At 35.9% G+C, this 12,868-nt stretch carries 12 protein-coding genes; 3 read left to right on the plus strand and 9 right to left on the minus strand.

The genetic code is table 11. The annotated features are described in order from the left end of the window. The 8 genes from KO495_RS09390 to KO495_RS09425 all read right to left on the minus strand — a co-directional run. Positions 1 to 1,625: RNA-binding domain-containing protein (locus KO495_RS09390; protein WP_215980142.1), on the minus strand; the 1,625-nt coding region annotated here is incomplete at its 3' end. A gap of 410 nt (positions 1,626 to 2,035) precedes the next feature. After that, positions 2,036 to 2,701, minus strand: coding sequence for a nucleotidyltransferase domain-containing protein (locus tag KO495_RS09395; protein WP_215980143.1), 666 nt, complete (start codon positions 2,699 to 2,701; stop codon positions 2,036 to 2,038). Between the two features lie 385 nt (positions 2,702 to 3,086). Further along, positions 3,087 to 3,689, minus strand: a complete 603-nt coding sequence (locus tag KO495_RS09400) for a tyrosine-type recombinase/integrase (RefSeq protein WP_215980144.1) — start codon at positions 3,687 to 3,689, stop codon at positions 3,087 to 3,089. 456 nt (positions 3,690 to 4,145) lie between these two features. Then, the gene (locus KO495_RS09405) at positions 4,146 to 4,544 is read right to left on the minus strand and encodes a hypothetical protein (protein ID WP_215980145.1); all 399 of its coding nucleotides are present in this window, start codon (positions 4,542 to 4,544) and stop codon (positions 4,146 to 4,148) included. A 53-nt stretch (positions 4,545 to 4,597) separates the two neighbouring features. After that, positions 4,598 to 4,900, minus strand: coding sequence for an AlpA family phage regulatory protein (locus KO495_RS09410; protein ID WP_252738895.1), 303 nt, complete (start codon positions 4,898 to 4,900; stop codon positions 4,598 to 4,600). 94 nt (positions 4,901 to 4,994) lie between these two features. Then, entirely contained in the window at positions 4,995 to 5,804 is an 810-nt protein-coding gene (locus KO495_RS09415; protein WP_215980146.1) for a DUF6387 family protein, read from the minus strand. Next, entirely contained in the window at positions 5,794 to 7,011 is a 1,218-nt protein-coding gene (locus tag KO495_RS09420; protein ID WP_215980147.1) for a site-specific integrase, read from the minus strand. Before KO495_RS09420 ends, KO495_RS09415 begins: the two co-directional genes overlap by 11 nt. Before the next feature lie 168 nt (positions 7,012 to 7,179). Beyond that, a complete protein-coding gene (locus KO495_RS09425) occupies positions 7,180 to 8,043 on the minus strand; it encodes a YicC/YloC family endoribonuclease (RefSeq protein ID WP_215980148.1) in 864 nt (287 codons plus the stop codon). Positions 8,044 to 8,405: 362 nt separating this feature from the next. Here KO495_RS09425 and KO495_RS09430 point away from each other — a divergent pair, with 362 nt between their 5' ends. Both KO495_RS09430 and KO495_RS09435 read left to right on the plus strand, forming a co-directional pair. After that, positions 8,406 to 9,329: a mechanosensitive ion channel family protein gene (locus KO495_RS09430; RefSeq protein WP_215980149.1), complete on the plus strand. Its 924-nt coding sequence runs from the start codon at positions 8,406 to 8,408 to the stop codon at positions 9,327 to 9,329. A 314-nt stretch (positions 9,330 to 9,643) separates the two neighbouring features. Next, a complete protein-coding gene (locus KO495_RS09435; protein WP_215980150.1) occupies positions 9,644 to 10,195 on the plus strand; it encodes a BON domain-containing protein in 552 nt (183 codons plus the stop codon). Between the two features lie 422 nt (positions 10,196 to 10,617). Here the strand turns inward: KO495_RS09435 and KO495_RS09440 are convergent, their stop codons facing one another. Continuing rightward, entirely contained in the window at positions 10,618 to 11,700 is a 1,083-nt protein-coding gene (locus KO495_RS09440) for an endonuclease/exonuclease/phosphatase family protein (RefSeq protein WP_215980151.1), read from the minus strand. Between the two features lie 542 nt (positions 11,701 to 12,242). Between KO495_RS09440 and KO495_RS09445 the strand changes: the two genes are divergently transcribed. Further along, on the plus strand, positions 12,243 to 12,671 hold the full coding sequence (locus KO495_RS09445; RefSeq protein WP_215980152.1) for a hemerythrin domain-containing protein: 429 nt from the start codon (positions 12,243 to 12,245) through the stop codon (positions 12,669 to 12,671). Positions 12,672 to 12,868 lie beyond the last annotated feature (197 nt).

Consider the following 12,868-nt stretch of genomic DNA (forward strand, 5'->3'; position numbering starts at 1 on the left):
GGGTTTAACTCCGGGTTTATCTCCGGGTTTATCTCTTTATCCATGCTTCTTTCTAAATCAGATAAGGGCTTTGTAATAAATAAATTATCAGCAATAAACTGCCCAAGACTATTATCTGGTGTAGGTATTTCGTTTTCTGGTGAATGATAAACTTTATTTCTATGAGTTCCGGTTGAACCAATAATTCCCATTCTTTCTAAACGAACCAAAGCAAGTGTAACTTCTCTTGTATGAGCTGAACTCAACTGGCATAACTCTTTATGCGAAATGTAATATTCACCATAAACTAATACCGTTATTAACCGCTCAAGTTCATTTAATTCTGTAAATTTATCTCCAAAATTTTCTTTCAATTTATCAGTAATTTGAGAAGGAAAAAGATCAACCATTTTCAATTCAAGAATTGTTTGATCATATGGCTCTAATAATTCCCTTATCAGTGGCTGTTGCCAACTTTGATTTTTCCACCCAGCTAAAATTTTTGGAATTCCTGATCCTGCTTGTTCACCGATATTTACATAACGAAACATTTGGTGAAGAGTTCGGTTCCTACAATCGGCTTCTCCCCCTCTCATAGCAACCTTAACTGGAACACGCATTTGACCGGGGTTTCTAAAACCAAACATATCAGGTCTTTTAACTACTAGCACTGATGCTCTATCACTATAATCCGCATGTACTAATACATTAGCTAAAGCCTCACGCAAGGCAACATGTATAGGAGTATCATCTTGTCTAATGCCACCTTTTATTTCAAATGGTACTTTTAAGTCAGAGGTTAACTTTCGATAAGTTTTTCTATAAAAATCATACAAGTTACCAGACCAAGTACCATCTAAAGTTAATCTATCAACCCATCGACGTTCAGTTTTAGCTTCTGGCCTTTCTTGGTAATCCAGCATGTAATACGGAAATTGTTCTTGAATAACATAATGCGTACCGAACATTAGTAACCCTGCAACCGTTAGCCCCTGATTTCCTGTTTCACGATCAATACGCCAAGCACCTATTCGCCTTAAAAACTCTAAATCATTTAAATCATTCCAAGGTGCACCCGGATTTAGATTTGAGTATGCTTGTCGATATATTTTTAAAGACTCTGAATCTAGTTCTTCAAAACCAAAATTTTTAAGTACTTTATTATCCCTTGACTCTTCAACTTGCTCGGCAATCATACGTCTAACTTGTTCATCATTAAGCTTTTCGTCTGACTCCCATTTTCTTCTATATGTATGACCAAAAGGGTTACTATTTAAGTGGACAGGACGTTCAGTTCGTGTAGCTCGTCGAACTGATATAACTAATACAAGTTTCCCATCAATTTCAATTTCTTCAATTGATTTATTAGAGAGTAAATTACAACTTACTTTATTAGAATTAGCTGTATTGACTATATCCCCTCTCACTTTATGTATATTCTCTATACCTTCGACTGTAAATGAACCTTTCTTTTCGCGAAGGCCTAAAATTATGTAGCCACCATCTGTATTAGCAAACGCACTATACGACTCCCACATATCCTTTGGAACTTCACCTTTACCATCTTTCCCACCAGCGAGTTTACATTCAATTTCAGATGATTCACGCAAGATAGATATATCTTCTAATGATGATAGTTCAAGCATACATTTCCTTTATGAGTGAGTTATTAAAATTTATAAAAAATAACATATTAGAATATTGTACAAGCTCTTCTGTCAGGATCAAAAGAAAGTTGATTAATCTACCTCGATAGTTAAATTCCTATAATTGGAGTAACTCAACAATGTGACACGTCACAACATGATTTTAATAGGAGGATCTTGGCGGGGTCAAAAACTTTTAATTTTGCGAGTATAAAAATAAGTCTGAGGGTACGGTCACGGTACTATAGACTCTAGAGATTTTACCTCCCCCCCTTATGCACCCTATATAAATAAAGCCTTTTCTGATTAACCAATTAAATATAGTCTTGTATTTTCTAGCTCTATTGCTTGTCGTTTATTAAGAAAAAGTCCTTAATTAATGCCGATTTCCAGCCTTTTTTATAGCCTTTTTAACTAACATCAGAAATTTCAAAAATAATTTTATAATCTATCTGCTCTGCACCAAAGTGATTACCTTGAATACTAATTACTCTAGAGCGATTTTTAAGATACTTACGAACATCTAATTCAGGCCAGCTTAATAGTTCATCGTAGCTTTTGAAATTTCTCCCTTCTGATTGCATTTCAATGGCTCGCTGCTCTCGTACCATTGAAAAATTTTGCGAAAATTTAGGTTTTCTTTCAAGCCAAACAAACAGGTCTATATCGCTTACTGTTTCAGCATCGGTGAGGTAACTCCCAAATAACGAAACTTTGCTAACTTGGTAAAGAAATTTGTCGTTAGTATTTACCTCATTAACTCGTTCCAGAAAATCTCGAAAATGTTTATCGGCAGTTGTTCTTTTTACTCTTTTGGCTGCACTTGCCATTGAAAGCTGACAACCTTTAACCGTTCGTTCCCAAAAAGGCTTTGATTTATGATTTTCAATTCGCTCTATATATCCTTGAGTTTCAAATGCTTCTATTTGTTTTATGGCTAATGGTCTATTGATGTTAAACATTTCCGCATAACATTTAATTGAAAAACCATTATAAAAATTAGCTAACTTACTTGCTATATCTCTTGCCTCTAATGCTGGTAGCCCTGCGATTAATGACTTAGAATCTATATTCAAAATTTGTTTCCCTTAAGCTTATCTGTGTTTAAAATTCGCTATTATCTGACATGAAAATCAAAATTCAGCAAGCTACAGCCCAATAAATTCAAGTAATTTACCACCCAAGTGGTAAAGCTGATGCTGCACTATAGCAAACGCAAATATTTTTCAATTACCGCGAGCCTCGCACCCGTGGTTATTAATGAAACCCTCAGGGTCCCCCTATAGTTTTCAGAATACCTATTTACAAGTAGTTCTTTGATATATATAACTTTATCCGTTACCAATGGCATAATCATCAACACTTAAATCATGTTAAATCTACAGAAACGCAACTCTTTTAAAATCAAGTTGTTAGCCTACTATTGGGACGTAACTTATAAACTGTCTCAATTTAATTAAATTATCCAAACAAAGCTTTATCACCAGCAACAAACGTATCTACCAAGTCTTGTTCATTGTTATCAAGATAATTAATCGTCGTTTCTGGCTTACTATGGTTCAATAACTGTTGGAGTTCTTCCAATGAAACCCCCGCTTGCTGTCTTAACCTTGAACCTGATTTTCGTAACGAATGAGTACCTAAGTTAACTCCACCTAAACGACCACAAGATCTACGCCATTTAATAACATCAGGTTCAACTTCACACATCCAACGCCAAACTGTTTTACGACTAATAGGTCTCCTTTTCCCACCATATCTACTCTCAAATAAATAAACATCATTTGGAAATGTTAGTCGCATTTCGTCTAGCAATTTTATGGCGTGTTGGGTTAGAGTAATGACCTTTCGTTTTTTGGTTTTACTTTCAATGATTACAAACTCACCAGTATTAAATGATTGATCAATTTGACTCGTCTTTATTGCAAGTAGATCACTAATCCTCAATGCCCAAAGTGCCGTAAGTTCTGCGATCCAACGAGCTTTAATACCACGATTTCTCTCCAATGATTTGAGGACTACGCTAAACTCTTCACGGTCTCTCGTTGAATGTACTCTAGGCATAACTATGTTTTATGTACCCTCAGCAAACACTCTGATTTGCTATTGATGATATATCTTTAGATATTTGCATTATGAGCCCGAATAAGCTCTCAATTTTATCTGTATTTAATTCTTCTATGTTGCCTTGTTGTGCAACTGATGCTACGACGTTTATTTGATCTGCTTTACTAGTTATCACTTCTATTATTTCTAATTGCTTACACATACTATTTCCATTTAATCTGATCACTTAACCAAGTGTTTTGCATACTTGGAATATGGTTATATATATAGGAGTCCAACAACTGGACTACAGTAGTTTGCACACACTAACTTCATGCGCCATTAAAATTGGAAGTGTGAGCTTTTCTCCTAGTCCAATTTCTGTACCGAAAAATGTAGTCCTAGTCCATATTATGTACCGATACTAGTCCAGCTTTTGGACTGATACGGTATAGAAACTGGACTAGGATATTTTTATAATCGAAAGTTTCTTATCGGCTTTATTGTTGGCTCAACATCAATTTCAAAGCCGTTGATTTCATCTATTGCTTGCCAAGTTAAAGCATAATATTGAGGTATTCCTTTACCATGCAGTAAGCCTCCATATTTGCTAATCACAAGTAAGTTTTTTGCTAGTAGCTCCTTTTTTGCAGAACTTAAAGTCGTTTTAGATTTCCAACCGCGTTCAACCATTTGTGACCAAACGAAGCATAGTTTTCCGTTATTTCTGCCGTTGTATTGCCTAGCAGCTTCAAGTAATAATTTAATAGCATTACCACTGAGTTCAATGTAATCAATATGATTCATAACAGCATGAGGAATACCAGCAAAACGCTCTTTAGCCTTAGACCGTTTATTTTTTTCAAACCCCATAAATTACCTATAAGAATATTGAAGACCGATTACTATTTACATCGTTAAATATTTTAGGAATTGGAATTTTTATCAGTGTTGTTTGTTAGTACCTGCTTATAGATAAACCATAAAAGGTCTGATAATAACCAAGCGATTGAATTTGTACTTAATTGAACACGTTGAGGGTGTACGCCTTGTTTTTCTAACTTCCACGTCTGTGTTCGACTTAAAGTTGTCAGTTTCTTACGTTCTAGATCTTTTACTAAGCGATCTGATTCACCAACTATTTGTAGTAGTTCTTTTCGTTTCTCAGGGGTGGGTTGGGTGTATTGTGCTGTCATAGTGCCTCTGCCTGTTCGTATAGGGATTGGCATATACTAGTGCGTATAATATTGCTGTTGTCCGTAGATTTTTGATAAAAACTACAGTGGCGAAACCACGATACGTGGTTGTATTGATTTTAAAGGGCTACGTAACATCTTCGTTATTTTGATTAGTTAAAATTAAATCTAATTTATCAGAAAACTTTAATGTAACCGCAATTTCAGCTTGTCGCTTTATATCATCAGAAACAGTTTTTTTGTCATAAATTTTCTTTTCTGCACCTGAGGCATAAAGATCTGTATCTACAGTATGCGCATTAATAGCTTGAGCAATGGTACTTAAATTAAGTAAATAGCCATTTGCTTTCGCCCAAATATCTAAATCTAAATACTCAAAAATCCCACCTTTTTTTAGTCTTTCTACACGGGACTTCATTTTGTAATTATCTGGTTGAGGCTTATTGAGCTTAGCTCTAAGCTGATTTAATAGTTTTTGAACCTCGTCCAATATATCTGAATCTCGCATATGAAGCGGTAAGTTAACCCAAATGTCTTCATCGCTATCTGCCAGAAATTGCATAGTATTCTTTTGTGAAAACGGGTCAGCATCATAATCAGAGCGCGTTTTATATTTCTTTTCACATAAAAGTACATGTCCCATGGAAACAGGGTAAACAGCACTTTTATATAGCTCTTCATGAATTCTTTCACACTCAATATTACTTGGTGCTTTGGCAGGTAACTCCTCTAAAGATATAGCAAATAAACCCCCGATATAGCCATCTTCAATGCTATTATTTTTTAACCCATGATAAGCCGCTCGTCTGCTCGATAGCTCATCACTAATCTTAGATAAGGTGGCATCTTTCACCCAAGCATACCTATTTGGCCGATACCACTTCGCTAATTTTTTTAGCCTGCGCACACAATCTATTTTTTTCGGGTTATTTTCCATCGATAACTGGCTCTAATAAGTTTGTGACTTTGGTATGAGCATCTTTTCGTTCTTCGAGGTAATCATGGCGATCATAAATACCTTCAACTCCTTTTAATTTATGATTTAAACAGCGTTCGGCAACATGACCAGCAACACCTTGAGAGGCGGCCAAGCTTCTAAAAGTTCGCCTTAAATCATGCGGTGAAAATGGCTTAATATCACCCATTAAATTAGGTGGTTGTGTTTTACGCCCAGCCTCATGACCAAACATCGAAGAAATAGCCCTATTTAGCGTATCGTCGCCCATATGAGGTTTTTTTGATGCTCGTCTAGCAGGAAATACATAATCAGAGCCACAAGCACGCATTGTAAGCTCATTTAACCACACTAATACTTGGTTAGGTAAAGGAATAGTGATCGGTGCGCCCGTTTTACTTCTACCTTCTGGCAAGTGCCATAGAGCTTTATCAAGTTCAAATTCTTCCCACTTCGCGCAACAAAGCTCACTTTTACGAACCCCTAACGTCACAAGCAAGGCACAAGCTAAATAATTATCACGATTAAACTTTGCTGGATGCTGTTGAAAAACTTTAAAAGCCTTGGTGATTTCATCTAAAGTTAAATATCTATCTCGACTCTTTTCAACGCCCCCTGCATCAGAAACAGTAAAAGCACTAGCTGGGTTATGAGCAATCAAATCCAGCTTTATGCCATGCCTAAATAATTGCTTTAAGTACATTAACGCATCATTAGCAATTGTTGGCCGATCATCAGATATAGCTTGAATAATTTTGCGAATATCACGGGCATTTACTTGATCGAGAGGCATATCACCAATAAAGGGCTTAACGTCCTTAGTGTATACACGCTTTGGTATATTTGGATGTTTTAGCCGCTTGGCAATATCGTTATCAAACCAATCAGCAAAGAGATCATCTACTAGCTTAATTGATTGCTCTTTAATTCGCTTTCTAGCAATCAGCGGATCAGAGCCTAAATTCACTTCTCGCTTTTTTATGGCTGCATCGGCCTTAGCGTCAGCTAGCGATAGGTCAGGGTATTGGCCTAATGTAATTTCCTTTCTCTTACCGTTAGATGAATAACGCAGCATCCAATAAGGTGTTGCTGAATTTCTTACAACTAAATACAAGCCACTACCGATAGGGTGTCTTTTAGGAGCGCCCTTTACAAAAGCCTGTATTTGTTTTGCTGTGATAATTGCCATACTCCTAGTTGCCCACCATTTATATTTTAACGATGATCATGTGCTCACCATATTGCCCACCACAAATACTATAACACCTATAAACAGATGAAAACATAAAGAAACAATAAAGCCCCGAAAAACGAGGCTTTATTTGTTAATTATGGCAAATAGTAACAGGTGAAAAAATCACTCAATATTTTGGATCTGCTCGCGCATTTGCTCAATTAACACTTTTAACTCGACCGCAGCATTAGTGATGTCAGCGTTGATTGACTTTGAACCTAAGGTGTTAGCTTCACGATTAAATTCTTGCATCATGAAGTCTAAGCGACGGCCTTGTGCGCCACCTTTTTTCAATATTTTTTGTGTTTCACTTACATGGCTATGAAGTCGGTCTAGTTCTTCGGCAACATCCATTTTTTGGGCAAGTAATACTAATTCTTGCTCAACGCGGCCAGAGTCTAAATCAATTTTTGCATCGTTAAATTTGTCAATAATACGGTTACGTTGCCATTCAATAATAGCAGGCATAAAGCTTTGTACTTGGTCGGCTTGTGCTGATATAGCGCTTAAACGTTGCTCAATCATCGCTTTTAAATTTTCGCCTTCGCTTGCACGTGCGGCTATGAAGTCTTTCAATGCCGTATCAAATGCCGTGAGTAATTCCGCTTGAATGGCCGACATATCGGTTTCAGGTGCTTCCATTACGCCAGGCCAACGCATCACTTCTAAAGGGTTTACCTGGCTGTTAAGTGTTTGCTCATTTACCCAATTAGCATGCTGAATAAGCTGTAGTGCTAGTTTTTCATTTAATGCTAATTCAGATTTGGTGGCAGGGTTAGCATTAAATCGTAAGCTGCATTCTACTTTACCGCGGTTTAATTGTTTGCGAAAACGTTCACGTAAAACCGGCTCTATCCCTCTAAACTGTTCAGGTAGGCGAAAGTAGGTTTCTAAATAACGTTGATTGACCGAGCGAATTTCCCAAACGGCATTGCCCCAATCGCCTTTTATTTCTATGCGAGAAAAAGCTGTCATACTGTAGATCATGAATACACCCTATTTAAATAATCACTAATAGGTGAATTATGCCTGAGCTTGTCTGATCTAGCTAGGGTTGAGGCCGAGAGGATTTTATAGAAAAGAGTTGTGCTTCATTGCATTGTTGCTTCTCTAAATCAGAGTAAGAGAGCTGTTTTGCATAGTAATAAATTACTTTGAAATAGTCTGTGTTAAATTTTTATTTTCGGACCGTGAGTATTTCACAAATTTTTGTAATATTTACCTGATGGGCATAAATCTCTATAAATAAATTTGAATAAACTATTGTATTTCAGTTGTTTACTTTGAGGTATGAATATTGCTTTAGCTGTATTGGTGAGAGAACTTATAGTCCAAACAGGAGCAAAATTGTGGATTTACTAGCAATAGATAAATATTGGTCATTGATCGAAGGTAAGTTAAATAACTGGCTAGAAACCGGTATTCAGCATATTCCAAACTTGATCGTAGCGATTATATTTATCATCTTTTTTTCTTTATTTACGCGTGTCGCTGGCAATATTATTCGTAAAGTTTTAAGGAGTGCATTTGACTCTAAGCAAATTGCAGATTTAAGCACAGCTATTATTAAAGCGTGTTTGATATTAATGGGGGTATTCATTTGTTTAGACTTTGTTGGTTTAAAAGGTACTGTAACCTCTTTACTGGCAGGTGCCGGTATTATTGGTTTAGCCATTGGTTTTGCTTTTCAAGATATGACCGAAAATTTAATTGCCGGTATTGTTATGGGTATAAGAAAGCCATTTAAGGTAGGGGATATTATTAAAGCAGATGGTGTGTTTGGTTCAGTCCAAACAATTAACTTGAGAAATACACTGGTAGAAACGTTTTTTGGCCAACTAGAGGTGATTCCTAATAAAATTTTATTCAGAAATATTTTAACCAATTATACGGTACTAGGAGTGAGGCGTTTAGAGATACCGGTATCAATATCTTATGCTGATGATATAGAGCAGGCTGCAGAGGTAATTGTTAAAGAGTTGAACCGATGTAACTTTGTCATTAAAAAAGATGAAACAGCGGTTTTTGCGGAAAGTTTTGGAGACAGCGCTGTTAATTTATTGGTTTGGGTATGGATTGATTATCCTGGCGAAACAGGCTTTATGGAGGCTAGGCATAGCACTATTGTTACGATTAAAAGGTCGTTAGAAAACGCTGATATTTTAATTCCTTTCCCTATTAGAACACTCGATTTTGGTATTAAAGGTGGTCAAGGTTTAGATGCGGTCATTTCAAATCAAGGCAGCTTTAAAAAAGCTGAAACGCCTACTTAGTTATTTACATTGCTAATTAAGTTAGGTGTTAGTCTTGTCTGTTAACCCAACTAGTATGCAAGTAGAGCCTACTAAAAAGCCACTTTTATTGTAAAAGTGGCTTTTTTTGACCCAATAAACTATGCGTAACCGGCGTTGTTCAGCATAAGTAATGTTTCTCAAAGCATGTAATTTTTACATACTTGATATGTAAAAAAGTAAGTTAATTGCCAAATTTAGTTTTTATCAAACATTTTAATCCTTATAAATCATTATGTTATGTTTTGGCATGATAGTGGCAATAGTTAGTGTGAATTAATAAAAAGGAGAATATTATGAAAAACTCAATTCGTTCTATTATCGCATTAACATTATTAACTGCTGGTTCAACTGCGGCGTATGCGGCGAACACGTGGGAAGATAAATCTAAAGATGCATGGTTAGATGGAAAAGCTGAAAGTACGCTGCTATTTAACGGGAGTTTAAACTCTTTTGATATTAATACTGATGTTCAAAATGGCGTAGTTATTCTTACTGGTAAAGTTGACAGTGACGTTGATAAAGCATTAGCAGAAGAGCTTGTAGAAAGTTTAGACGGTGTAGCCTCTGTAGATAATAAGCTGACAGTACTCAATGACAACGAGCATGAAGATAGTAAGATATTAGCTTCTCTGACCGACTCAAAAGTTGAGACAGTTGTTAAAACTAAGCTGTTAATCGAGTCAGAAGTCAGTGGCACTAATATTGAAGTAGAAGTGAGTGGCGGCGTGGTAACTTTAATGGGTAAAGTTGAATCAGATAGTGCTAAAGAGCTTGCCGTTGTTATTGCTAAAAATACTGATGATGTTAAGTCGGTAGTTGATAAATTAGAAGTTGCTCATAGCTAATTTATTTTAATAAGCGAATAAAAAACACACTGCGGTGTGTTTTTTTCTGCGTTTGAGAAATGCCTGTGGGATACGTTAAAAAGCATAAATGATGCTACAAGCAACCTCATAGTACAATGCTCACCCCTTAGCGTCTGCTAAGTATGCGCATTAATCTTACAGCAGAAAATAATGCCCAACTCATATTGCTTTTAATAAATGAGTTAACGAATCAATTACGCGAATGGACTGACATGCTAAAAAAATATATTCAATCTATGTTATTAAGGTTTAAAACAAAACCGGTAAATAAAAAACAAAAACCATACTACTCACAGCAACCTTGTTATTGCTGGTTTGAAGATAAAAACGATAAATAAAATACGCTTTTTGTTTTGAGCTGTTTTTCTAGTGTGCTTATTACAGCTATGAAATACAGCCCTTTATTCACTAGGGCTTGGCACTTCACTTTTATCTACTCCTTTTTTGTTCGATATGATACTCGCTTCGATATGATCTTGGGGTTGTGTACTTAATCCATCTTGACTTGTTTTTTCTGCGACCTCATACACCAGTACGGTGAATAGCGCAAAATGGTCTGATCCAATAGATGATAAGCGCTGTATGCTTTTTACGGTAAAATGGGCACTATGAAAAAGGTGATCTAACGGCCAACGTAAAAAGAAATAGTCAACGTGAAATGTATTGAACATGCCACGTCCTACACGCGGATCAAGTAGACCACTAATTTTACGAAAAAGTCGTGTGGTCTTAGACCAAGCTACATCATTTAAATCGCCTGTTACAATAACTGGCTGGGTTGTTTTTTCAAGGCTTCTTGCAATGGTGATTAGCTCAGCATCACGCTCTGTAGATTCTGTGTTTTCTGTAGGGCTAGGTGGTGCAGGGTGAACAAAATGCATTCTTACTTTATGGCCAGTTCTTAGTTCTAGAGAAAGATGTATTGATGGAATATCACTCTCAACCAAATAAGATATCGTCTCTTCAGTGAAAGGCAGTCTCGAAAAAACATGCATGCCATATAAGTTATCAAGTGGGCATTTAACGGTATAAGGCATGTCACTCTCTAATACTTTTAATTTATTCTCCCACCACTCATCAGACTCTAGTGTTACTAAAATATCAGGTTTATTACTGCTAACAAGGTCAATTAACGCGTCACTATTATGATTAGTTTTAAGTACGTTAGATGTCATTATGCTGAGTTCTTTATTAGCATTATCAAGCTTTGATGTTTTGACTTCTTTAGGCCATAAAAAGGTGTAAGGTAGTACCCACCACAGCTGCCACGCTAAGCAGAAAAAAGCAGTGAAAACCAATAGCCAAGTAATACTCATATTCATATCAAGAAAAATAAGATTATAAGTAAGAATTATTGCTGAAATAACCGCTATTTGCAGTCTAGGAAAATCCATTGACCTAACAACCCAATGTGTTTCTTTTGATAAAGGCAGCAGAGTGGCTATAGCAATTAATAAGGTTGCTAGAGTCGATATTATTAACATATTACTTTCTCGATTTTATCTTTAAACAACAGAGCTATTTCTTATTTTGATCATAATTTTCAGCTACTAGTGCTATTAGAAATAGCTTCTTGTGCTCTAAATTAACACACACTTGATATTAAATTTAGCGTTTTTCTTCCCCTAAAAAGTAATTTGAGTTAGCGGTGTAGATATTTCTTCGGTGTATGAGTTCAGGTTAATCACTTTAACGTTATTAATTCGGTAGTCGTTAAACGGTGTGTAAACTTTTCATACGTGCTGTGTACATCTTGCATATGTTATTTCTAGTAAATGATGACCTGTTTAAATTACTTTATTTTCAATGATTTATATTTTAATTTGAATGGTATGAATATTGAATGTTACTAAGTGAACATTACTTAGTGAATAGCAAATACGTAAGTTCTATTTTGTAAAAAGGCGGCATAAACGCTAATTCAATTGTTAAATTATTTTTTGTTTTATGTCTTTTTTAACTATAGCTGAAGGTTAAATAAAGCAGCTGGATAGACACGGTGTCATATTAATAATCGGAGTTACACATGAAAATATTTGAAGCATTACGAAATGACCATGAGAAGCAAAGGGCGCTTATTAAGTTATTATTAGATACAACAGGAAACTCCGCTGTAAGGGCTGAATATTATCAGCAGCTCAAAGTAGAGTTAGAAACGCATGCCGTAGCCGAAGAAAGATACTTTTACGCACCCCTCATGCAACTAGATAGCACTATTGATTTGTCTCGTCATGGTGTGGCAGAACATCATCAAATAGATAAGTTTATCGCGGAATTAGATGCGCTAGAAATGAGTTCTCCGCAATGGTTATTAACGTTCAAAAAACTTGCTCACAAAGTTGACCACCATTTAGAGGAAGAAGAACAAGAGTTTTTTCAACAAGCAGGTAAAGCTTTTTCAGAGCAAGAAAAGCAAAAACTAGCTTCTGACTATTTAGTCGAAATGTCTTCTTAATAGTACACATTATCAGAATAGCCTAAATAACCTGAGCTCGGCTTAACAAATGTTTCTCTAGCAGCTACTTTTCCTAACTTCTTCGTTAAATTTACTTGCAATAGGCCAGCTATTGACGCGAAATTTGCCTTGCTTATCATATGAAAAGAAGAAAAACTATCAAGCTAGAGATTCAGAAAAGTAATTTTTTCTTATAT

This window comes from Colwellia sp. D2M02 (genome assembly GCF_018860755.1).
GTDB classification, from domain to species: Bacteria; Pseudomonadota; Gammaproteobacteria; order Enterobacterales; family Alteromonadaceae; genus Colwellia; species Colwellia asteriadis.

Bases quoted from the DNA above. Each gene is read 5' to 3' on its own strand.
- KO495_RS09415 (WP_215980146.1), bottom strand. From the start codon at position 5,804: ATGGAAAATAACCCGAAAAAAATAGATTGTGTGCGCAGGCTAAAAAAA.
- KO495_RS09440 (WP_215980151.1), bottom strand. From the start codon at position 11,700: ATGTTAATAATATCGACTCTAGCAACCTTATTAATTGCTATAGCCACT.
- KO495_RS09445 (WP_215980152.1), top strand. From the start codon at position 12,243: ATGAAAATATTTGAAGCATTACGAAATGACCATGAGAAGCAAAGGGCG.
- KO495_RS09435 (WP_215980150.1), top strand. From the start codon at position 9,644: ATGAAAAACTCAATTCGTTCTATTATCGCATTAACATTATTAACTGCT.
- KO495_RS09400 (WP_215980144.1), bottom strand. From the start codon at position 3,689: ATGCCTAGAGTACATTCAACGAGAGACCGTGAAGAGTTTAGCGTAGTC.
- KO495_RS09420 (WP_215980147.1), bottom strand. From the start codon at position 7,011: ATGGCAATTATCACAGCAAAACAAATACAGGCTTTTGTAAAGGGCGCT.
- KO495_RS09405 (WP_215980145.1), bottom strand. From the start codon at position 4,544: ATGGGGTTTGAAAAAAATAAACGGTCTAAGGCTAAAGAGCGTTTTGCT.
- KO495_RS09425 (WP_215980148.1), bottom strand. From the start codon at position 8,043: ATGATCTACAGTATGACAGCTTTTTCTCGCATAGAAATAAAAGGCGAT.
- KO495_RS09410 (WP_252738895.1), bottom strand. From the start codon at position 4,900: ATGCCAATCCCTATACGAACAGGCAGAGGCACTATGACAGCACAATAC.